Origin of the sequence: Streptomyces plumbidurans (assembly GCF_019857225.1) — a bacterium.
GTDB classification, from domain to species: domain Bacteria; phylum Actinomycetota; class Actinomycetes; order Streptomycetales; family Streptomycetaceae; genus Streptomyces; species Streptomyces plumbidurans.
Map to the genome: position 1 here is coordinate 36,888 of NZ_JAFJSY010000020.1, position 21,050 is coordinate 57,937.

The window sequence follows — 21,050 nt, forward strand, 5'->3', positions numbered from 1 at the left end:
GCCAACGGCCGACGATTGGCCCGAGACCCGGCAACCGCACGTCTGAGAAGCTGCGTTCCCCGTGCCGTGAGGAGTCGTCATGCAGGTCGCCGTGGTCACCTTCGACGGATTCAACGAGCTCGACAGCTTCATCGCGTCCGCCCTGATCAACCGGTGCCGCAAGAAGGGCCTCGAGGCCTTCGTCACGACACCCGCGCCGGTGGTGACGTCGATGAACGGCGTCGAGGTGCGCGGGCAGCGTCCGCTGGAGTTCGTGGCCGAGGCCGATGCGGTGCTGATCGGCAGCGGGGTGAGGACCCGGGACGTGGTCGCCGACGCCTCGCTGATCTCCCGGCTGCCGCTCGACCCCGCACGGCAGTTGATCGGTGCGCAGTGCTCGGGCGCGCTGGTGCTGGCGCGGCTCGGGCTGCTGGGCACCATGCCCACCTGCACGGACAACAAGAGCCGGCCCTACGTCGAGGCCTGCGGCGTCACCGTGCTGGACGCGCCGTTCCACGCGGAGGGGAACATCGCCACCGCGGGCGGCTGCCTGTCCTCGCAGTACCTCGCCACCTGGGTGATCACCAGGGCCCTCGGCGAAAACGCCGCACGCGACGTTCTCGACTACGTGGCTCCGGTCGGCGAGAACGAGGCGACGATCGAGCGCGCGCTGCACGCCGTGCGGGCGGGCGAGGCGGCCGTACGGGGTTGAGCCCGCGCGGGACTGGCGTGCGCGGGGCACGTCGTCCGGCCCGCCCCGCGTCATCCACCCAGCCTGCGCAGCGCGCGTGCCGCGGCGTGTGCTCCGCACATGCCGTGTGCGCCCGCGCCGGGGGGTGTGGCCGCGGAGCACAGGTAGTGGCCGGGGACCCCGGTGTCGTAGGGCTGGAGGGTGGGGCGTGGGCCGAAGACGAGGCGGGCGGCGTCCGTGGCGCCGGTCATGATGTCGCCGCCGACGTAGTTGGCGTTGTACTCGGTGAACTGGGTCGTGGTGCGCACGGCGGTGGCGACGACGCGGTCCCTGAAGCCCGGCGCGAACCGCTCGATCTGCGCGGTGATCGCGGCGGTGGCGTCGCCGGTGTAGCCGTTCGGGACGTGCGCGTACGACCACACGGGGTGGAGGTCGCCCGCCGACCGTGAGGGGTCGGCCAGGTACTGCTGCCCGACCAGGACGAACGGCCGCTGCGGCATCCGTCCGGCGTGGATGTCCCGCTCCGTGGCCGCGACCTCGGCGTACGAGCCGCCGACGTGCACCGTGCCGGCCCGCCGCGCCGCCTCGGCCCGCCAGGGGATCCCTCCCTCGATCGCGAAGTCGACCTTGAAGGCGCCCGGGCCGTAGCGGTAGCGGCGGTAGGCGCGGGCGATCCGGGGCGGCAGCAGGTCGCCGAGGATGTCGGCCAGGGCCGTGGGCGTGAGGTCCCACAGGGTCACGTCCGTGCGCGGCAGCTCCGCCACCGACCGCACCCGTACGCCTGTCTCGATCTTTCCGCCGTGTTCGCGCGCAACCGCCGCGAGGGCGTCGGTGATGCGGCGCGAGCCGCCCACGGCGACCGGCCAGCCGTAGTGGTGCCCGGCGGTGACGATGCCCAGGCCGACGCTCGCGGTCAGCGGCCGCTCCAGGGGGTGGAAGGCGTGCGCCGCGACCCCGCCCCACAGGGCCCTTGCCTTCTCGGTGCGAAACGTTTTCGCGAGCAGTGAGGCGGGCGCCAGTGCGGGAAGGCCGAAGCGGGTGAGGCGGACGGGATGCCGGGGCGGGCGCAGCAGCGGTCCCATGATGTCGTCGCCGACCGTGCCGAAGGCCGCCGTGGGGCCTTCGAAGAGCCGCCGCCAGAGCGCTCCGTCGGCGCCGAGGCCGGCGGCGGTCTCGGTCACGGAGCGGTGCAGCACCGCGGCCCCGCCGTTGTCGAGGGGATGCGCGCAGTCGATCTCCGGCCACGCCCAGCGCAGTCCGTGGCGGTCGAGGCCGAGCCGGTTCAGGAACGGCGAGCCGACCGCCATGGGGTGGACGGCCGAGCAGCAGTCGTGCAGCAGGCCCGGCACGGTGGCCTCGACGGATCGGGTGCCGCCGCCTATCTCGTCGGCGGCCTCCAGCACCGTGACCTCCAGGCCCGCCCGGGCCAGTGCGGCGGCGGCTGCCAGACCGTTGGGTCCGGCGCCGACGACGGTCGCCGTGGTCATCCCGTACCGCCTTTCCGCAGGACCCCACCGGCCCGCTGACGCCGCCGTCAGCGAGCGAGGCCGTGCCCGCTACCCGCGCGAGAGGTCGTTACCTCCCGCTCCCCGGTGCGTGCCCGCATCCTCGCGGCTCACCTCGTGGTGGCGCCCGTCGGGCCTCGGCAGGGGCTTGAGGTCGACCTGGATGCGGTGCGTGGAGTCATGGCTCACCGAACCGCCCAGCCGGGCCTCGACCACACCCAGCCGCAGCCCCGCACCGCCCTCACCGGCCCGGTGGAACTGCACCGAGAACTCCAGACTGACCTGCTCCACGCTGAACCGCCAGTCGCTCTCGGCTCCCTCGGCCTGGGCCCGCGCCAGTTCCGCGCGCACCGTGCCGATGGCCTCCGCAAGCCCGATCGGTTCCGCATCCCCCATGTGAACACACCACCGAATTCCGTCGCTTGACCGATCCAACCTGGTCACAAGTCTAGGGACGCACGTTGCCCCGCGCGTAGTGTGAGACGACATGGGGGAACTGCGTGCGGACTGGAGGCTCAGACTGCGCCGCGGGGACGCCGACGGGCCCATCTGCGGCGCCGGCGTGCTCGTCGACCAGTACACGGCGCTGACCTGTGCGCATGTGGTGCGCGACCGGGACGCCGTGATGTGGCTGGAGTTCGCCGAGAACCGTGCGCTGGAGCCGGTGGCGGCGCGGGTGGCGCACGGCGGCTGGCTGCGGGAGCACGGCGAGGACCTGGCCGTGCTGCGCCTGGACAGCCCGCGCCCGCAGGCGCACCCCGCACCGCTGGAACCTGAACTGTGGGCCGGCATGGAGGTGTACACCACCGGTTACGCGGAGGGCTTCGACGAGGGCATGAGCCTGTGGGGCCGGATCAGCGGCGCCAGCGGAGATTCGGTGCAGTTCGACGCCTTCACCAAGGCGGAGGTGGTGCGCGCCGGCTTCAGCGGAGCCGCCGTGTGCACCCGGCCGCAGGAGGGCAACCCGGCTCGTGTGGTCGGCATCGTCGTCAGCTGGCGCGGGGACACGGGGCAACCGCTGCCCGAGGACAACCGGGCCGCCTTCTCGTATCTGCTGCCCGTCGACCGCATCGCCGAACTCTCCCCGGTGATCAAGGAGTTGAGCAGCCCTCATGCCTGGGACCACGGCTTCGAGGAGCGCTTGAACCGGTGGTTCGAGGACCCGGACGGGGACCCGGTGAAGGTCACCGTCGTGACCCCGGACAGCGGCAAGGACCGCTCGCTGCGCCATCTGCTGCACCGCGCCCACGTCGTCCATCACGGCGGCGGCAGCAGGCCCGACCTGGCCGATCACGCCCTGGACCACATCGACCGTACGGCCGGTGAGTATCTGCCGTTCTGGGACTGGCTGCGCGGCGCGAAACCCCAGCCGCAGCAGGCATCCGAGCGCGCGCTGCGGCATCCGGTCACGGTCCTCGTCGACGGCCTCGACGAGGACCCCCAGCCGGGCCCCCTGATCGAACTGCTGCTCCGCTTACGGATGTTGGGCTTCAGGCTGTTGATCGTCTTCCGGCACGAGGGCGGTACGGGATGGGCCGCGTGCCGGGACGAACTGCTGCGGCCCGCCCTGCTCGGTCACGCGGACACCCTGCTGGGGCGGCTCGAACATGCGGAGTTCGCGAGCGCGATCCGCCGCGACGTGGTCGACAGCGCCTCTCTGGGCTCGGTTACCGAGACGGCCGACCGACGCCGCATCGAGCGCCGCCGGATCGACACGATCAAGGACCCGCACCGTCAACTCACCGAACTGCGAAGACTGATCAGAACCCTGCGCGCCGACCTGAGCCGCCACGGAGGCCGCTGATGCAGTGCGCTGCCCGGCTGATGAGGTGCGCTGCCCGGCCCGGGCGAGGGAGGGGGACCACCGGAGGATGACCATCTGCCCGCACCGGCGCTTCGACGGAGCCCCCTGCGGCGGCACCGTGCTCCCCACCGGCCACTGCGACAGGTGCGGCCGAGCGGAGAGTGCCCCGGGGCTGCCCGACCTGCCCGAGGACCCGCGGCAGCACGGACCCGACGAGCTGCTCGCCCTTCCCGAGCGCCAGCCGCGACCCGCCAAGGAGCGTCTCGTCCGTCCCGAGGGGCCGCTGCGCATCCGTATGGGCTGCTCGTCCGCCGCCTGCGGCATCACCTTCGCACCGCCCTACACCGAGGGCCCGGTACCGGTCCAGGGCCACTGCCCGGCCTGCGGCACCCGCTACTCGTATCTTCCCGAACTCACCGCCGGACAGAAACTGCGCGACCAGTACGAGATCATGGGGCCCATCGCGCACGGCGGACAGGGCTGGGTCTACCTGGCCGAGGACACGCATCTCGCTGACGTCGTCGCCGTCAAGGGACTGCTCAACCGCTACGAGCACGACGGCGCCCGGCTGGCCGACGTGGAACGCCGCAACCTCGTCGCCATCCGCCACCCCCGCATCGTCCAGATCCGCGACTTCGTCGCCCGGGGCCGGGACGACGGCGAGATCACCGGGGGCTACATCGTCATGGACGACGTCGGCGACGGCACCCTCGCCAAGGTCGTCGAGGAGACCAGGCGGGGCGAGTTCGTCCTCGACATCGAGCATGTCGCGGCGTACGGCTGCCAGATCCTGGAGGCCCTCGCCCATCTGCACGCCGGCGGTGAACGGGTCTTCCTGTACGGGGACATGAAGCCCACGAACGTCGTGCACCATGGGGACGGCATCAAGGTCATCGATCTCGGCGGCATGCGCGAGGAGGGCCAGACCGAGCCGCCCGCGCATGTCACGCCCGAGTACACGGCGCCCGAGACCGCGTCCGTCGGCATGCTCACCGTCGCCCACGACCTGCACACCGTCGGCGTCACGCTGCGCGAGCTGGCCCGCTGGGCCGTCGACCAGGTGCCCGGCCTCGGCACCACCTCCTTCTGGCGGGTGGCCGAGCGCGCGGTACGCACCGACCCGGGCCGGCGCTTCGCCGACGCCCGGGAGATGGCCGGCCAACTGCGCGGCGCCCTGCGGGAGATCCGCGCCCTGCGCGGCAAGAGCGACCCGCCCGAGCCGTCCGACTACTTCCGGCCCTCGCCGCAGCTGCTCGGCGCGCGGCTCGGCACGGTACCGGGCATCGAGCACTGGCTGGACCGTCCCCGCCGGGACCGCTACGACCCGCCCGTGGCGCCCGCCCTCGACCTGGGCGCCCCCACGCCCACCGAGATCGCGGCCTGTCTGCCGGTGCCGAGGCGGTATCCGGGCGATCCGCAGACCGCGCGGTTCGAGGTGAGCAGCGGCTACGACCCGGGCCAACTCCTCGCCCAGGAGGACGACAAGCCCCGCTCGGTGGAGATCTGCCTGCACAACGTGCGCGTCCTGCTGGGCCGCAACACCCGCTCGGATCTGGAGCGGGCGCAGGAGGAGCTCGACATCGCCGACTCCATCCCCGGCCCGTCCGCCGTGCGCCGCTGGCGTCTGGAGTGGCACCGGGCGCTGCTCGCGCTGCGCAGCGCGGGACTCGACGAACAGCCGCAGCAGGTCGCCGAGGCCAAGCGCCACTTCATGCGGGTCCACCTGGAACTCCCCGGCGAGTACGCGCCCAAACTGGCCCTCGCCTACTGCGCGGAACGGCTCGACGAGGAGCATGCGAGGCCCACCGCCAGGGAGTGGTACGAGGCGGTCTTCGCCCGCAATCCCGCGCACGGCGGTGCCGCCCTCGGGCTGGCCAGGCTCGCGCTGCGGGACGGGGACCGCCGGGGCGCCCTCGACGTGCTCGCCCGGGTCCGGCCCGGCACCCTGGACCACACCATCGCCCGGATCGCCTCGGTGCGCATCCGCGCCGCCCGGCTGCCCGGGGACGGCGATCCGCTGCCCGCGCCCGCCGAGGTCGACAAGGCCCTGGAGGAACTGGACGGTTTCCGGGGAGGGAGCCCGGGCGCCGGCGAGCCGCGGCTGTCGGAGGACGAGGCGCTGCGTCTGAGCACCGAACTGCACGAGTGGAAGCTGGACGCGCTGCACAGCCTGAACGACCGTCCCGGACCGCCCGGACGGGGTACCGGGCGTCTCACCGCCCGCGGTCTGCGGCGCCTGGGTGCCCAGGAGCGGGAGCTGCGCAGGGAGTTGGAGAACCACTACCGGCAACTCGCCGTCCGGCACCGGGAGTCGGCCGACGCCCATGAGGAGCTGGTGGATCTGCTGCATGCGGTACGGCCGCAGACCGTGATCTGAGCGGACGGCGCACAGGGCCGGGCGGCACCCGCGACACGGTGCGCGCGGCGACGAGGAGGAAGGGAGCGGTGACACAGCACATGAGCAGCCACACGCGGCCGTCGCAGCCGGGCATCCGACTGCAGGTCGATCTCGACGGCGATCTGCCCCCGCGCCGCAACACGAAGATCGAGGCGCATCTGCGGGTCGACGTGGCCGCCGACGGCGCTCCGACGGACCTGCCCGCCGTCGAACTCGCCGTGATCATCGCGGTGGACGTCCACGAGTCCAACCGGGCGATGGTCCGGCATGCCCTGCCGTCCGCCCTGCGCGCGCTGCCCGACCGTATCTCGTTCGCGGTGCTCGGCTGCGGCCCCGAGCCGGTCCGCTGCTATCCGCGGGGCGAGGACGAGTGGGCCGTCGCCGACCAGCGGGAGCGGCACAGTGCCGCGTTCGTCGCGGGCTCGCTCCCGTTGCATCGCAGAGGACCACGGCCTGCCGGGTACGCCGCCTGGGCGGCCGGGGCGCGTGCCCTGCTCACGGGCCGGCCGCTGTCGGTACGGCATCTGATTCTGATCACCGACGGCAGCAGCGCCGCCGGCGAGACGCGTCTCGATGAGGAACTGGACCAGTGCGCCGGGCAGTTCACGTGCGATGTGCTCGCCGTCGGCACGGACTGGTCCCCCGATCCCCTGCTGGCGCTGGCCGAACGGCTTCACGGCACGGCGGAGTTCGTGGACGAGGGCCTCGGCCAGGCGATCACCGGCGCCATTCAGCGGCTGCGCCGGGTGCACACGCCGCAGCTGCCGATCGAGGTGACCGTGCGTCCCTCCGTGCGCCAGGTCTCGCTCAACGAGAAGGCGCCCCGGCCGCACCGCCTCGGCGGGCTGCCCCCGTCCCGGGAGTCGCGCCGCTGGACCTTTCCCACCTATCAGTGGGGAGAGGGCACCCGGGACTATCTGCTGACCCTGGTCACCGACGCCGATGCCGACCCGCTGGAGACGGAGCTGCAGTTCGCCATGGTCTCCATCGGTGACGTCCACGCACCCGTCGTCGCCCGCTGGCACGTCCCCCGGCAGGCACCGCCACACGCCGCGGCGGGCGGCGACAGCGTGCGCAGCCTGAACGCCACCGCACGGATGCGCAGCGCGCTGCGCGAGGGACTGGTCGCGCTGCAGGAGAACCGGCGGGACACCGCCGAGGAGTGCTTGGGGCAGGCGGCCCGGCTGGCGGTGGAGTTCGGCACGGAGTGGGTGCTGGAGGAGATCCTCAGGGTCGCCGAGATCGAGAACGCGGAGGTGGGACGCGTCCGGCTGCGCCCGGTCGACACCCACACCCTCGGCCCGATGATCCTGCGCGCCGGGTCCCGGCCCGGCGGCCCGCTGATCGCGGCCGTCGGTGCGCGCCCCGGCCCGCGCTGCGGCGAATGCGGCCACGCGGCCGGCAGCGAGGCCCGTTACTGCATCGCCTGCGGAAAGGAGTTGCTGTGACGACCGGTCGCGACGCCTTACGGGACCGGCTCTCCCCGGCCGCCCACTGGCGCGGACGCCTGCGCCCGTATCGCACCCGCCGGCTGCTGGAGGCACATCTGCTGATCCTCGTTCTGTGCGCGGCCGTTGCGGCGACCGCGCTGTTCTTCTCCTACCGCCAGACCCAGCGCGGCGCCGAGGCGCTCGCGTCCAGTCAGGCGCCGGCCGTGCAGGGGCTGGCCGGCACCCGGCTGGCGGCGCTGCGTTCCTACCAGGAGGCCGAGATCCTGGTGAAGTTGCAGCTCGTCGATGTCGCGGGTTCGGGCGAGGCCTACCGTTCCCAGCTCTCGGCCGCCGACCAGGGCCTGTCCCGCATCGCCGACCGCACGGACCAGGACCTCGGCACCGTCAACGGTCTGCTCGCCACCTACGGCAACTCGCTCAACCTCGGCATCTCCACCTACCCGGCACAGGGCCTGGTGCGGGATCAGAAGCTCGGCGAGGCCCACTCGTTGCTCACCCGCAAGGGCGTGGGTCTCTCCTACCGGATCAACACGCTGCAGGACGTGCAGCTGAGGCACGCGGAAGCCACGGCCACCATGGGGCGGTGGCAGCGCGGCGGCTGGTGGCTCGCCGAACTCGCCCTGGGTGTACTGGCGTTGACTCTGATCTCGGCGCTGTTCGTGCTGCGCGACCGGTGCGGCCGAGATTGGAACCCGTATCTGCTCGCGGCCTTCGTCCTCACCGTGCTGCTCGCGGTCGTCCCGCTGATGACGGCGCTGGCCACCGAGTCCATCCTCGACGGGGCGATCCGGGATCTGCGGCAGATCACCGAGGTGTCCCGTGGCAACGACGCGGACATGGCCCGTACGCAGCAGGACGTGGCGGAGTCGAAGCGGGTCCGGCTCGAGCTGATCTCCGCGCAGCAGAACGTCTCGGAGAAGTCGGAGGAGATCCGGCAGGAGCTGGCCGACGACACCTGGACCGACCGCGTGTACCCGGGCACCGTCGTCGGCGGTCTGCTCGTCGTCGTCCTGCCCGCCCTGGGGCTCGGCCTCCGGCTCGACAGCGACTACTGGAGGCGGCGATGACCCGGCGGTTCAAGATGCTCATCCTCCTCGCGGTCATGCTGCTGGTGACCGCGGGCGGCACGGTGGTGGTCTGGGCGCAGCACGACGACCGGCAGCCGGTGACCATCCTCGGCACCTGGACCGGCAACCAGGGAGAGCAGTTCGAGAGTGTGCTGCGCAGCCTCGGCATCCCGTTCCGCTACCAGGGCACCGCTGCCCAGCGCGAGGTGCTGCTCTCCAAGGTCCAGTCGGGTGAGCCCCCGGACATCGTGATCATGCCGGGCCTCGGTGAACTCGCCGAATACGCCGACCAGAACCGCCTCAAGCCGCTGGACCGCCTCTACGACCCCCGGCAGTACGGCGCGCCCTGGAACGCGACCACGTCGCGGTCCGGCCATGTGTACTGGGTCCCCGTCAAGGCGGACCTGAAGAGCATCGTCTGGTACCGCGCAGGCAAGAAGCCCGTCAACTCCCCCGCACCGCTGCAGAGTTGGTGCATCGGCATGGGCGACGACGGTGCCTCCGGCTGGCCCGGCACGGACTGGATCGAGGATCTCGTACTGCAACGGGCGGGCCCGCGGACGTACGAGAAATGGGCACTGAACTCGCCTCGCGGCAACTGGTGGCTCAGCGCGCCGGTGCGCGGCGCCTGGCAGGCCTGGGTGGATCTGCTCAGGCAGGACCCGGTCGCGGCCAGGCACGCGCTGCTCACCGACCATCGAGGCGGACCGGACAGCCACGGTCTGCTGTTCGACGGCTGGCACGGCTGCGGCCTGGAGCACCAGGGCTCCTTCGCCCGCTCCTTCTACAAGGACGAGGCGGACAAGGCGCGCTTTGTGGACTCGGCTCCGCTGCTGCCCGGTGGTGGCGGCCGGGTCCGGGCCCACGAGGTGACCGGGGACTTCGCCGCGCTGTTCACCGACCGCTCCGACGCCCGGGAGCTGATCAAGCGTCTGGCCTCGAAGCAGGGCCAGCAGCAGTGGGCCGATCTGGCGGACGTCTTCTCGGCGAACCGGCAGGTGACGACGGGGGGCCACGCGGTCGAGAGCGAGATCGCCCGGCGGCTGCGTGAGGGGCCGCGCTGCCTCGACGCCTCGGACGTCATGGCACCCGCCGTGCGGGACGCCTTCTACGAGGCCGCACTCCTGACCATCGCGCAGGTCGCCGGCAGCGGGAAGAACGGCGCCGGGAAGAGCCTCGACGTCGAGCCGATCCTCGCCAATGTGCAGAAGGTGCAGGACGCGCAGTCCCGCGGCAGCACCGCTCCACGGACGGTGTGCAGCACGCACTGAGCCGCGATGGCCTCGACGTCGAGCGTGACGATGTCCCCGGCCCGCACCTTGGCGAGCGGGCCACCGGCGGCGGCTTCGGGGGCCACGTGCGGGACGACGGTGCCGTAGGCGGTGACGAGTTCCTTCCGGTGATCGGTACGACGGTCTACAGTTCACAACGCCATGGAGCAGACGCAGACGTCGGACGAGCCCGGTATCCCGGCGGCACCGGCACCCGCTCGCCCCTCGGCGGGCCGTCACCTCATGCGCGCGTTCGTCCTGACCTCGCCCGGCGAGTACGCCGTCCAGGAGGTCCCGGCGCCGGTGGCCGCTCCCGGCGAGGTCGTCGTCGATGTCGAGCGGGTCGGAGTGTGCGGTACGGACGTGGAGTTCTTCACCGGGGAGATGGCCTATCTCCACGAGGGGCACTCCGCCTATCCGATGCGGCCGGGGCACGAGTGGGCCGGGCGGGTGTCGACGGTCGGCGACGGGGTCGACGAGGGCTGGCTGGGGCGCCGGGTCATGGGCGACACGATGCTCGGCTGCGGCGCCTGCCGTCGTTGCCTGAGGGGCCGTCAGCATGTGTGCGAGCAGCGGCAGGAGGTCGGTATCCGCGGGGGCCGGGCGGGTGCCCTGGCTGAGCAACTCGCGGTGCCGGTCGGCTCGTTGCATGTACTGCCGGACTCGGTCGACCCCGTCCTCGGGGCGCTCGTGGAACCGGGCGGAAACGCCCTGCGGGCCGCACAGGCCGCCGCTCCGCGCCCCGGGGACCGTGTCCTGGTGCTGGGGCCGGGCACGATCGGGCTGCTGGTCGCGCTGTTCCTGCGATCCTTCGGCGCCGAGGTCCACCTGATGGGCCCCACCGACAACTCCCTGGCCTTCGCCCGCACGCTGGGCTTCGACCACGCCTGGGCCGGGGGCTGTCTCCCTGAACTCCCCTTCGACGCGGTCGTGGACGCCTCGAACGCCGCCCATCTGCCCGCCACGGCACTGCAGTTGATAGAGCCGGGCGGCCGCCTCGTGTACATCGGACTGTCCGGCGAGCCCAGCCTGATCGACACCCGCGCCCTGGTCCTGAAGGACGTGACCGCAGTGGGCATCCTGTCCGCCTCCCCCGCCCTCGACGCCACCATCAAGGCCTACGCATCCGGGACGGTCGACCCCACCCCCCTGATCGCCGCGACCGTACCCCTCGACGAGGTGGGACCCGTACTCGCAGGCGAACGCCCACCGGACGCCGGACCCGGCCCCAAGATCCACGTGGACCCGAACCTCAAGGGCACCGACTGACGACCGGGCCCACCGGGCGACGAACGCGCTGACGCCACGCCCGGCACGGGCGGCTCTCACCCCAGGCTCTCCCGGACCCCCGGGTCTTCGGCGCACCCGCCTCCGCATTCCGGTGCAGCCCGCCGGGCCACGCACGCCGGGACGACCACGTCTCGACGTGCCCAGCACGCGCCCCGTGCGGTTCGCCGGGCGGCGAACACGGTGGTCACCGCGATGACGAACCCGGTGACGTAGCGCCCGCACAGGCGCCCCTCACCGCACGCTCCCCCCGGGCCCTCCAGGCGCCCCGGACCCCCCGGACTCCACCGCACCCGCCCCCTCATCCCTGTGCGGCACGACGATCTCGCTCCACACCTGTTTCCCACCGGCCACCGGCATCGTGCCGAAAGCCTCCGACATCGCCTCGACCAGGAGCAGGCCGCGCCCGCCGGTCGACTCCCAGTCGACGATGACCGGCTTCGCGGGTGCACGTGGGGAGGAGTCGCCTACGCAGATGCGTACGCGGTCGCCGCGGAGGGTGAGGTCGAGGCGGACCGGTCCCTGGGTGTGCACCAGGGCGTTGGTGACCAGTTCCGACACCACCAGCAACACCGCGTCGGACACCGCCTCCGTCTTCCACTGGCGCAGGGTGCGCGCGGTGAAGCGGCGGGCGTGCATGACGGCGTCCGGCAGCCGCCACACCACCCAGCCGGCCCGGATCGGCCGGGTGCGCATGCCGTCGTAGCGCAGCAGAAGCAGCGCCACGTCGTCCTCGCGGCGTCCGGCGTCCCCCAGCAGCCGGTCGGCCATCAGTCCGAGGTCCGCCGGGTCGGCGGCGGCGAGTGCCGCGCGGGTCAGGCCCATGCCCTCGTCGACGGGCATGCCCGCGGCCTCCACCAGCCCGTCGGTGACCAGGGCGAGCACGGTGCCGGGGGTCAGTTCGACCGCCGTCATGGGGAACTCCGCCTCCGCGAGGATGCCGAGGGGAAGTCCGCCCTCGACCTCTATCTCCTCCGTGCTGCCGTCCGGACGCCGCACCAGCGGTGCGAGGTGGCCGGCCCTGACGAACAGGGTGTTGCCCTGTTCCAGATCGAGTTCGGCGTAACAGCAGGTGGCGAAGAGATCGGTCTCCATGCCGACGAGGAGGCGGTTGGCGTGCGAGACGACCACGTCGGGCGGGTGGCCCTCCACGGCGTAGGCCCGCACCGCCGTACGCATCTGCCCCATGATGGTCGCCGCTCCCGCGCTGTGCCCCTGGACGTCGCCGATGACCAGCGCCACGCGGTCCTCGGACAGGGCGATGACGTCGTACCAGTCGCCGCCCACCTGCAGTCCGCGCCGGGCGGGCAGATAGCGCGCGACGGCGGTGCCGCCGGGCAGTTGGGGCAGCCGCCGGGGCAGCAGGCTGCGCTGCAGCATCGTCGCGAGTTCCTGTTCGGCGTCGTGCTCGCGGGCGCGTTTGAGCGAGTGTCCGACCAGCGCGGCGGTGGCGGTCAGCAGGGACCGCTCGTCGGGCAGGAAGGTGTGCGGGGTGTCCCAGCCGATGAGGCAGACACCGGCGATGCGCCCCCGGGCGGGCAGCGGCAGGACGGCCAGGCCTCCGCTGCCGATGCCCGCCAGCCCCGGTTCGACGGCGGTGCCGGCGGGCCACAGGTCCGGACGCCCGTCGCGCAGGGCGAGTTGAAGGGTCGGCAGCGCGCTGATCGGTGCGTCGGGCCACTCCGTGCGCCACTGATCGCGCCATGCCTCCGGCCAGGCGGACGGCTGCGGCGGGTCGAGGACGGTGACCATCAGCCGGTCGCCCTGCAGTTCGGCGAGGGCCACGCGGTCGGCGTCGAGTGGCTCGCGCAGCGCGGTGACCACGACGCGGCCGACGTCGTGAACGGTCGTGGCCTCGTCGAGCGCGGCGGTCAGCCACTGGATCCTGGACACGTCGTCGGAGCCGCGCCGCAGGACCCGGGCCGCCGTCACCACGCCCAGCACCCGGGCCGGACGGTCGTCGCCGCCCGCAAGGACCCGGCAGCTCAGGCTGAGCCAGCGCATCTCGCCCGCGGAGCCGCGCACCCGGAACTCCAGTTCCCGCCGAGCGAAGGCCTGGGTGTCCGGTTCCACGACGGACACCAGCGCGTGCATGTCCTCGGGGAGCGCGTGCGCGAGCAGGGTGTCCGCCCGGCCGTCGAACTCGGCGGGTGCGATACCGACGAGGCCGAGCAGATTCTCGTCCGCCTCGATCAGACCGGTGTCCGGCACCAGGACGAACGTGCCCACGCGCAACCCCCGCAGGGCGAGCCCCAGCACGGGTCCTTCGGCACCGGCCGCGAGCAGGCGGGCGATCGCGTCGGCGTAGCGTTCCAGGAAGTGCCGTTGTTCGGCCTCGAAGCCGTCCCCGGCCGCCCCCACGACGACGAGACAACCGAGCCGCCGACCCTCCGCCGTCAGCGGCAACGCACCGAGCGAGACGTCCGTGCTCAGAGGCCCGCCCTCGGGGTGGGCGGCGAGGTCCGCGGCGGTGGGCCACAACGGCAGTTCGGTGCGTACGGCGTCGGCCTCGGGCGAGGAGCCTTCGGACAGGGGCAGCCGTTCGGGAGGGCGGTACTCGGAGGCGGCCCGGCGCAGCGTCTCCGTCAGCCGGAGCTCCTGCTGATCGGCGCCGGGCACATAGACGGCTGCCACGGCCACTCCGGCGAAGGCCAGCGCACGGTCGTGCGCCGAAGTGTCCGCCTCCTCGGGCGGGGACACCCGCGGCAAGGAGACTCCGGCCCGGGCACTGCCGTCGTGGGGCATGGGGCAACCAACCTCCCGTCCGCGTCGCGGTTGCGACCGAGATCGGGCATCTACCCACCAGAGTGGCACACGCCGACGTGGCGCACGTGCCGCGCGACAAGGCGGTATCGCCCGGCCGGTCCACGGCGGCACCACCCCGCCGCGGCGGCCGCCGCCGCGTTCGCAGATCGACGTGGCCGGTGCCACACTGACGAAAGGCCGTCCTGCCACCGCCACACGCGTGTCCCAGACGGATCTCCGTCCCGAGGGGAGGTCCCCGACATGAAGGCCTGCTATCGGGGTGTGGCCGTCGCCGTGACGGCGCTCTCGACGGCCGTTGCCCTGACAGCGTGCGGGGCGGGCACCGGAAGCCGGCCCGAGGGCGGAAACGGACCGAGGATCGCCATACTGCTTCCGGACGCCACCACGGCACGCTGGGAGACCCAGGACCGGCCCCTGCTGCAGAAGAAGATCGCGCAGCTGTGCGGCGACTGCTCCGTCCAGCACGCCAACGCCAGGAGCAACGTGGCCATCCAGCGGGAGCAGATGGACTCGGTGATCACGGAGGGCGTCGACGCCATCCTGCTGGTGCCCGTGGACGCCCGAGCGATGCGCCCCGCGGTCAGGCAGGCGGCCGAGGCGGACATCCCGGTGATCTCCTACGACCGCCTCGCCCAGGGCCCGATCTCCGGATACGTCTCCTTCGACGGCGAGGAGGTCGGCCGGCTCCAGGGCAGGGCGCTGCTGAGAGCCATGGGCAAGCGCGTGCCCGTCCCCGAGATCGTCATGATGAACGGCGATCCCAGCGACCCCAACGCGGTGTTGTTCAAGAAGGGCGCGCTGTCCGTGCTCTCCGGGCGGGTGAAGATCGGCAAGGCGTACGACACCCTGCAATGGCGCACCGACACCGCGAACATGAACATGACCGGCGCGATCGCCGCGCTCGGCGACGGCCGCATCCAGGGGGTCTACGCCGCCAACGACGGCCTGGCCGCGGGCAGCATCTCCTCGCTCAAGTCGAACAAGGTCGCCCCGCTGCCGCCCGTCACCGGGCAGGACGCGGAACTGGGAGCGGTGCGGCGCATCGTGGCCGGCGAGCAGTACATGACCGTCTACAAGCCCTTCGCTCCCGAGGCCTCCGCCGGCGCCTCGATGGCCGTGGCCGCGGCCCGGCGGACCGGTCTCGGCGAGGTCGGCAAGGACAGGGTGCGCACCGACGGCGGCAAGAACGTCCCGGCAGTTCTGCTCACCCCTGTCTCCGTGACCGTCGCCGGCATCAAGAACACCCTGGTGAAGGACGGCTTCTACACCGTCCGGCAGATCTGCGTCCCCCGGCTCGCGGCCGCCTGTAGCAGGGCCGGGCTGACCTGACAGGCCGGTTCCGGCGAAGAGCCCGGGCCCGGGAAGGAGATGATGTCCGTGCCGGCTCCTCCCCTGCTGGCGCTGCGCGGTGTGTGCAAGCGCTTCGGCGCCGTCGAGGTGCTCAAGGACGTCGATCTGGAGATCCACGCCGGTCAGGTCGTCGCCCTGCTCGGCGACAACGGCGCCGGCAAGTCCACCCTGGTCAAGGTGATTTCCGGGGTCGCCCCCGCCGACAAGGGCGTCATCGAATGGGAGGGGCGCGCCGTGCACATCAGACGCCCGCACGACGCCCGGGACCTCGGCATCGCCACCGTCCACCAGGACCTCGCGCTGTGTCTGAACCTCGACGTGGTGGGCAATCTCTTCCTCGGCCGGGAGATCCGCAGGTTCGGCTTCCTCGACGAGATGGCGATGGAGAGCCGCACCATCGAACTGCTCGGCCGCCTGACCAGAGCCGTTCCCGAGCTGCGCGCCCCCGTCGTCTCGCTGTCCACCGGCCAGCGCCAGACGGTGGCGATCGCGCGCTCGCTGCTCGGCGACCCCCGGGTCCTCCTGCTGGACGAGCCGACCGCGGCGCTGGGCTTCGAGCAGACCACCGAGATCCTGGATTTGGTCGACGCGCTGCGTGACCGAGGCATGGGGGTCCTGCTCATCAGTCACAACCTGGGGGACGTGAAGGCGCTCGCGGACCGGGCCGCCGTGCTGCGGCTGGGGCGCAACAACGGCTTCTTCAACGTCAACACCGTCTCCCAGGAACAGATCATCGCCTCCGTCACGGGTGCCACGGACAACGTGCCGCGCCGGGGCACCTCGTACGAGGCGAGGTGGTGAGCGGATGCGCCGGGCGACGGAGAACGAACAGGCCGACGACGCCGCAGCCGCCGGGGGCGGTACGGCAGTGCGCGGTCACACCGTGTCCGGGGCGCTGCGGAGCTGCGGGGCCGCCCTGCGGCGCAGGTTCCGCGCCGGTGACCTGGGCTCGCTGCCCATCGTCCTGGTGCTGGCCACGGTGTGGATCGTCTTCCAGTGCCTCAACGGGAACTTCCTCTCGCCTCGGAACCTGTCGAACATCAGCGTGGACATCGTGGGCACGGGTCTGATCGCGGTCGGCATCGTCTTCGTGCTGCTGCTCGGCGAACTCGACCTGTCGGTGGGCTCGATCAGCGGCCTGGCCGCGGCCGTCTTCGCCGTGCTGAACGTGAACAACGGCGTGCCCGAGTGGCTCGCGCTGATCCTCGCGGTGCTCACGGGCACCGCGGCGGGCGCCGTCCAGGGCTACTCGTGCGCCAGGACGCGGGTGCCCGCGTTCGTCCTCACCCTGGCGGGGCTGCTGACCTGGAACGGCGTCATGCTCGCGGTCCTCGGCACGAACGGCACCGTCAACCTCGACGAGCACGGGCTGGTCGCCGACCTGACCGACTACTACTTCACCAACGACGCGGTGGCGTACTGCCTGGCGGCGGTCTGCGCGGGCGCCGTCTTCACCTTCTCCTACCTGGACCGGCGGCGCCGTACGGCGGCCGGTATGCCGCACCGCACGCTGCGGCACATCGCGCTGCGCACGGGCGCGATCGCGGTGGTCGCGTTCGTGTCGGCGTATCTGCTCAACCGCTTCCAGGGCCTGCCGCTCGCCCTGCTGATCTTCCTCGCGGTGGTGGCCGGCCTCGACGTCCTGCTGCGCCACACGCACTACGGCCGGCAGGTCTACGCGCTCGGCGGCGGCGTGGAGGCGGCGCGCCGGGCCAGCCTCAACGTGATCGGCATCCGGACCGCGGTGCTCGCGGTCTCGGGGACGATGGCCGCGATCGGCGGTCTGTTCCTGGCCTCACGGATCACCTCGGTGAGCCAGACCTCCGGCTCGGGTGTCCTGCTGCTCAACGCGATCGCGGCGGCCGTCATCGGTGGCACCAGCCTGTTCGGCGGACGGGGCACCACCTGGTCGGCGGTGCTCGGCATGCTGGTCATCCAGTCGATCTCGTCCGGCATGGCGATCACGGACACCCCCTCGGCCGCGCAGCTGGTCATCACCGGTGGGGTGCTCTTCGCCGCGGTGGTCATCGACGCGCTGTCGCGCCGCTCGCAGGAGGCGCGCGGGCGGGCCTGACGCGTCATGCCCGTGGGCCCCGGATCGGGATGATCCGGGGCCCACGGTGAAGCAGGTGTCCGTCAGGCGGACAGCGGGGTCTGCAGGCTCGCACCCGCCGTCAGGCCCTGCGGCGAACCGGAGGCCACGAGACCTCCGGCGACCTCGCCGAGCGGCGTCTGGACGTTGAGACCACCGGAGCCGCCGATGCCGAGACCGCCGAGCGGCAGGGCACCGAGCGGAAGGCTGCTGAGGTCGAGGCCGCCGGAGACGTCCTCCAGTTCGGCGTCGGACATCTCGGTCGTCTCAACCTGGGGAGCACGGTTCATAACGCGCGATTCCTTTCGAATAACCATTACGGAATGGCAGAGTTCGCCCGATTCCCAAAAAGCAGAACCTCTCCCGCGAGCTGCACCACCCGCAGGATCAAAGCATGACCGCATTCGGACGGCCAGCGCTCGACTGCGCCCGTGGAACCGGCCGCGACGTGCGACTTCACCGGGGTGACAGCGCGGTGACCGAGGACAGCGAGTCCTTCACAGGGTTCACCGCCCCGCTGCACTCCGGGCCATTGCCACCGGTTTTCCCATCGGCGGCTTTTCCGGCAAAGCCAGTGCGCCCGGCCACCGCCGGCACGGGCTTTCGGATGTGCTGCGACCCGCCTGTGAAAGGTGTGCAGGTTGCCCGGATGTTCGGTGACCCGAGGCGTAATGCGGGCTCACCGCACCAGACATGGGCGTTTGGCGTCGAAGGCCCAGTCCTCGATCAGGTACCGCATCCCCACGGCGTCGTCGCGGCCCGACAGGGCCTTCTCCTCGTACAACTCGTGCGCTGCGAGAAGCCGGTCGCGGTCCAGCCGGACACCCAGCCCGGGAGTGTCCGGCACGGCGACCTCGCCACCGGTGATGCGCGGGGGCTGCACGGTCAACCGCTCCAGCCCCTCCTGCCAGATCCAGTGGGTGTCGAGGGCGTTGTACTCCCCCGGGGCGGCGGCCCCGCAGTGCGCCATCATCGCCAGCGAGATGTCGAAGTGGTTGTTGGAATGGCAGCCCCAGGTCAGCCCGGTCGCCTGGCACAGCTGCGCGACCCGTACCGACCCCTGCATCGTCCAGAAGTGCGGGTCCGCCAGCGGGATGGACACCGACTGCAGGGCGAGGGCGTGGGTCAGCTGACGCCAGTCCGTGGCGATCATGTTGGTGGCGGTGGGCAGCCCGGTGGCCCGGCGGAACTCGGCGAGGATCTCCCGGCCGGAGTAGCCGCCCTCGGCTCCGCACGGGTCCTCGGCGTAGGCAAGGGTGCCGACGAGCGGGCGGCACAGCTCGACGGCCTCGCGCAGTGACCAGGCGCCGTTGGGGTCGAGGGTGATCCGGGCCTCGGGGAACCGCTCCTTGAGCGCGACGACGGCCTTGACCTCCTCGCTGCCCGGCAGGACACCGCCCTTGAGCTTGAAGTCGCGGAACCCGTAGCGGTCGTAGGCGGCCTCGGCCTGGCGGACGATCGCCTGCGGGGTCAGTGCCTCCTCGTGCCGGATGCGGTGCCACTCCACGTCCGCGTCGGGTTCGCGGACGTAGTCCAGGTCCGTGCGGTCCGGGTCGCCGACGTAGAAGAGGTAGCCCAGCATCCGTACGGCATCGCGCTGCCGTCCGTCGCCCAGCAGGGCCGCCACCGGGACCTCCAGATGCTGGCCGAGCAGGTCCAAAAGCGCCGACTCGACCGCGGTGACCGCGTGCACCGTGGTGCGCAGGTCGAAGGTCTGGGCGCCGCGTCCGCCCTGGTCGCGGTCGGCGAAGGCGTTCTGGACGGCGCGCAGGACGCGTTTGTGGTCGCCCAGGCGGGCGCCGAGGACCAGGCGTTCGGCGTCTTGCAGTGTCTGCGTGATCTTCTCGCCGCCGGGTACCTCACCCAGGCCGGTGCGGCCCTCGGAGTCCTCCAGTACGAGGACGTTGCGGGTGAAGTACGGGGCATGTGCGCCGGAGAGATTGAGGAGCATGGAGTCCCGGCCGGCGACCGGATATACGGAGAACTTGGTGACGACGGGCTGGCTCATGACGGGCGGTACCGCTCTCGTGAGATCGGACAGGACGGCTGGGGCGGGAACACGGAGGACCGCAATCACCTTGCCCGATGGCGGCCCGCACACCTAGCCTGATTTTGTGCCGCAAATAAACAAAGCCCGTACGCACAACGTCGTGCCGGGCCACCCCCGCAGCGACCTCGCCCGGCTCCGAGTGGCGATCACCGTCTTCTTCGCCCTCGACGGCTTCATCTTCGCCGGGTGGGTCGTCCGCATCCCGGCCATCAAGCACCAGACGGGCGCCTCCGCCAGCGCGCTCGGGCTCGCGCTGCTGGGCGTGTCCGCCGGTGCCGTTCTCACGATGACGCTCACCGGGCGGCTCTGCCGTCGCTTCGGCAATCATCAGGTCACCGTGACGTGCGCGGTGCTCCTCTCCCTCAGCGTCGCCCTGCCGCCGCTCACGCACTCGGCACTGGCCCTCGGCGCCGTCCTGGTGGTCTTCGGCAGCGCGTACGGCAGCATCAACGTGGCGTTCAACAGCGCGGCCGTCGACCTGGTGAGGGCGCTGCGGCGGCCGATCATGCCCAGCTTCCACGCCGCGTTCAGCCTCGGCGGCATGGCAGGTGCCGGGCTCGGCGGACTGGTCGCCGGGGCGCTGTCCCCCACCCAGCACCTGCTCGGTCTGACCGTGATCGGTCTGATCGTCACCGCCGTGACCGGGCGCACGCTGCTGCGCCTCCAGCCGCCGGAGCCGCCCGAGAGCACGCCCGGCGAAGCGGTCGCCCCGCGCCGGCTGGACCGCCGCACCCGCGGTCTCGTGATCACGTTCGGTCTGATCGCCCTGTGCACGGCGTACGGCGAGGGGGCCCTGGCGGACTGGAGCGCGCTCCACCTCCAACAGGACCTGGACGCCACGGCGGGCGCGGCGGCGGTCGGCTACTCCTGCTTCGCGCTGGCCATGACCATCGGCAGGCTGACGGGCACGCGGCTGCTCGAACGGCTGGGGCGGACCCGCACGATGGTGCTCGGAGGGAGCACGGCGGCCGCCGGAATGCTCCTCGGCGCGCTCGCTCCGTCCCTGTGGACGGCCTTCCTCGGCTTCGTGATCACCGGCCTCGGCCTCGCCAACCTCTTCCCCGTCGCCGTCGAACGCGCCGGCTCCCTGGCCGGCCCCGACGGCGTCGCGATCGCCTCCACCCTCGGCTACGGCGGCATGCTGCTCGGCCCACCCGCCATCGGCTTCATGGCCGACTGGTTCTCCCTCCCCACCGCCCTGACCAGCGTCGCCGTCCTGGCGGCAACGGCTGCACTGATCGCCTTCCTGACCCGCAGGGCGACGGCACGCTGATGCGGCCTACCGCTCGCCCACTCCAGGCGCGCCAGCGCGCTGCCCCGCCCCAGCTGGGGCGGGGCA

Annotated in this window: 16 protein-coding genes and 1 pseudogene; 11 read left to right on the forward strand and 6 right to left on the reverse strand. The window is 72.2% G+C overall.

Annotated elements, in window-relative coordinates; genetic code table 11:
* The first annotated feature begins 79 nt into the window (after positions 1 to 79).
* The gene (locus JYK17_RS15955) at positions 80 to 691 is read left to right on the forward strand and encodes a DJ-1/PfpI family protein (RefSeq protein WP_222810600.1); all 612 of its coding nucleotides are present in this window, start codon (positions 80 to 82) and stop codon (positions 689 to 691) included.
* A gap of 50 nt (positions 692 to 741) precedes the next feature.
* Here the strand turns inward: JYK17_RS15955 and JYK17_RS15960 are convergent, their stop codons facing one another.
* Together JYK17_RS15960 and JYK17_RS15965 are read right to left on the reverse strand one after the other, a co-directional pair.
* Positions 742 to 2,157 (reverse strand): phytoene desaturase family protein, encoded by a 1,416-nt coding sequence (locus JYK17_RS15960; RefSeq protein WP_222810601.1) that lies wholly within the window; start codon positions 2,155 to 2,157, stop codon positions 742 to 744.
* 69 nt (positions 2,158 to 2,226) lie between these two features.
* Entirely contained in the window at positions 2,227 to 2,571 is a 345-nt protein-coding gene (locus JYK17_RS15965) for a trypco2 family protein (protein ID WP_108009292.1), read from the reverse strand.
* Positions 2,572 to 2,662: 91 nt separating this feature from the next.
* On the opposite strand from JYK17_RS15965, the gene JYK17_RS15970 reads away from it, so the two are divergent.
* From JYK17_RS15970 to JYK17_RS15990, 5 genes are all read left to right on the forward strand, one after another.
* Entirely contained in the window at positions 2,663 to 3,979 is a 1,317-nt protein-coding gene (locus JYK17_RS15970) for a S1 family peptidase (protein WP_222810602.1), read from the forward strand.
* A gap of 67 nt (positions 3,980 to 4,046) precedes the next feature.
* Positions 4,047 to 6,356, forward strand: a complete 2,310-nt coding sequence (locus JYK17_RS15975) for a tetratricopeptide repeat protein (RefSeq protein ID WP_128803918.1) — start codon at positions 4,047 to 4,049, stop codon at positions 6,354 to 6,356.
* A gap of 80 nt (positions 6,357 to 6,436) precedes the next feature.
* A complete protein-coding gene (locus tag JYK17_RS15980) occupies positions 6,437 to 7,825 on the forward strand; it encodes a vWA domain-containing protein (protein ID WP_128803917.1) in 1,389 nt (462 codons plus the stop codon).
* Positions 7,822 to 8,895 carry a hypothetical protein gene (locus JYK17_RS15985; protein WP_128803916.1) on the forward strand — a complete coding sequence of 358 codons (1,074 nt, stop codon included), beginning with the start codon at positions 7,822 to 7,824 and terminating at the stop codon, positions 8,893 to 8,895. Before JYK17_RS15980 ends, JYK17_RS15985 begins: the two co-directional genes overlap by 4 nt.
* Complete coding sequence (locus JYK17_RS15990) at positions 8,892 to 10,166, forward strand: ABC transporter substrate-binding protein (protein ID WP_222810603.1); 1,275 nt, start codon at positions 8,892 to 8,894, stop codon at positions 10,164 to 10,166. Before JYK17_RS15985 ends, JYK17_RS15990 begins: the two co-directional genes overlap by 4 nt.
* Before the next feature lie 11 nt (positions 10,167 to 10,177).
* Here JYK17_RS15990 and JYK17_RS15995 read toward each other — a convergent pair.
* Positions 10,178 to 10,279, reverse strand: a pseudogene (locus JYK17_RS15995) (hypothetical protein); the annotation flags it as partial.
* Between the two features lie 130 nt (positions 10,280 to 10,409).
* Between JYK17_RS15995 and JYK17_RS16000 the strand changes: the two are divergent.
* Positions 10,410 to 11,435 carry a zinc-dependent alcohol dehydrogenase gene (locus JYK17_RS16000; protein ID WP_222810620.1) on the forward strand — a complete coding sequence of 342 codons (1,026 nt, stop codon included), beginning with the start codon at positions 10,410 to 10,412 and terminating at the stop codon, positions 11,433 to 11,435.
* A 252-nt stretch (positions 11,436 to 11,687) separates the two neighbouring features.
* Here JYK17_RS16000 and JYK17_RS16005 read toward each other — a convergent pair whose 3' ends face one another.
* Complete coding sequence (locus tag JYK17_RS16005) at positions 11,688 to 14,198, reverse strand: SpoIIE family protein phosphatase (RefSeq protein ID WP_234547382.1); 2,511 nt, start codon at positions 14,196 to 14,198, stop codon at positions 11,688 to 11,690.
* A gap of 261 nt (positions 14,199 to 14,459) precedes the next feature.
* Here JYK17_RS16005 and JYK17_RS16010 point away from each other — a divergent pair, with 261 nt between their 5' ends.
* From JYK17_RS16010 to JYK17_RS16020, 3 genes are read left to right on the forward strand one after another with little or no spacing between them, the layout of a single operon-like run.
* Positions 14,460 to 15,548: a sugar ABC transporter substrate-binding protein gene (locus tag JYK17_RS16010; RefSeq protein ID WP_108009304.1), complete on the forward strand. Its 1,089-nt coding sequence runs from the start codon at positions 14,460 to 14,462 to the stop codon at positions 15,546 to 15,548.
* Positions 15,549 to 15,587: 39 nt separating this feature from the next.
* Entirely contained in the window at positions 15,588 to 16,370 is a 783-nt protein-coding gene (locus tag JYK17_RS16015; protein ID WP_181362400.1) for an ATP-binding cassette domain-containing protein, read from the forward strand.
* A 4-nt stretch (positions 16,371 to 16,374) separates the two neighbouring features.
* On the forward strand, positions 16,375 to 17,643 hold the full coding sequence (locus JYK17_RS16020) for a sugar ABC transporter permease (RefSeq protein WP_108009306.1): 1,269 nt from the start codon (positions 16,375 to 16,377) through the stop codon (positions 17,641 to 17,643).
* A 62-nt stretch (positions 17,644 to 17,705) separates the two neighbouring features.
* On the opposite strand, the gene JYK17_RS16025 is transcribed toward JYK17_RS16020, so the two are convergent.
* Entirely contained in the window at positions 17,706 to 17,951 is a 246-nt protein-coding gene (locus JYK17_RS16025; RefSeq protein ID WP_181362401.1) for a type A2 lantipeptide, read from the reverse strand.
* 389 nt (positions 17,952 to 18,340) lie between these two features.
* The gene (locus JYK17_RS16030) at positions 18,341 to 19,669 is read right to left on the reverse strand and encodes an enolase C-terminal domain-like protein (RefSeq protein ID WP_128803911.1); all 1,329 of its coding nucleotides are present in this window, start codon (positions 19,667 to 19,669) and stop codon (positions 18,341 to 18,343) included.
* Between the two features lie 142 nt (positions 19,670 to 19,811).
* Between JYK17_RS16030 and JYK17_RS16035 the strand changes: the two genes are divergently transcribed.
* The gene (locus tag JYK17_RS16035; RefSeq protein ID WP_108009310.1) at positions 19,812 to 20,984 is read left to right on the forward strand and encodes an MFS transporter; all 1,173 of its coding nucleotides are present in this window, start codon (positions 19,812 to 19,814) and stop codon (positions 20,982 to 20,984) included.
* Positions 20,985 to 21,050: the final 66 nt, after the last annotated feature.

What these genes read in the sequence shown, in the direction of transcription:
- JYK17_RS15955 (WP_222810600.1), top strand. Translation starts at nt 80, where the DNA reads ATGCAGGTCGCCGTGGTCACCTTCGACGGATTCAACGAGCTCGACAGC.
- JYK17_RS15960 (WP_222810601.1), bottom strand. Translation starts at nt 2,157, where the DNA reads ATGACCACGGCGACCGTCGTCGGCGCCGGACCCAACGGTCTGGCAGCC.
- JYK17_RS15965 (WP_108009292.1), bottom strand. Translation starts at nt 2,571, where the DNA reads ATGGGGGATGCGGAACCGATCGGGCTTGCGGAGGCCATCGGCACGGTG.
- JYK17_RS15970 (WP_222810602.1), top strand. Translation starts at nt 2,663, where the DNA reads ATGGGGGAACTGCGTGCGGACTGGAGGCTCAGACTGCGCCGCGGGGAC.
- JYK17_RS15975 (WP_128803918.1), top strand. Translation starts at nt 4,047, where the DNA reads ATGACCATCTGCCCGCACCGGCGCTTCGACGGAGCCCCCTGCGGCGGC.
- JYK17_RS15980 (WP_128803917.1), top strand. Translation starts at nt 6,437, where the DNA reads ATGAGCAGCCACACGCGGCCGTCGCAGCCGGGCATCCGACTGCAGGTC.
- JYK17_RS15990 (WP_222810603.1), top strand. Translation starts at nt 8,892, where the DNA reads ATGACCCGGCGGTTCAAGATGCTCATCCTCCTCGCGGTCATGCTGCTG.
- JYK17_RS16000 (WP_222810620.1), top strand. Translation starts at nt 10,410, where the DNA reads ATGCGCGCGTTCGTCCTGACCTCGCCCGGCGAGTACGCCGTCCAGGAG.
- JYK17_RS16005 (WP_234547382.1), bottom strand. Translation starts at nt 14,198, where the DNA reads ATGCCCCACGACGGCAGTGCCCGGGCCGGAGTCTCCTTGCCGCGGGTG.
- JYK17_RS16010 (WP_108009304.1), top strand. Translation starts at nt 14,460, where the DNA reads ATGAAGGCCTGCTATCGGGGTGTGGCCGTCGCCGTGACGGCGCTCTCG.
- JYK17_RS16015 (WP_181362400.1), top strand. Translation starts at nt 15,588, where the DNA reads ATGATGTCCGTGCCGGCTCCTCCCCTGCTGGCGCTGCGCGGTGTGTGC.
- JYK17_RS16020 (WP_108009306.1), top strand. Translation starts at nt 16,375, where the DNA reads ATGCGCCGGGCGACGGAGAACGAACAGGCCGACGACGCCGCAGCCGCC.
- JYK17_RS16025 (WP_181362401.1), bottom strand. Translation starts at nt 17,951, where the DNA reads ATGAACCGTGCTCCCCAGGTTGAGACGACCGAGATGTCCGACGCCGAA.
- JYK17_RS16030 (WP_128803911.1), bottom strand. Translation starts at nt 19,669, where the DNA reads ATGAGCCAGCCCGTCGTCACCAAGTTCTCCGTATATCCGGTCGCCGGC.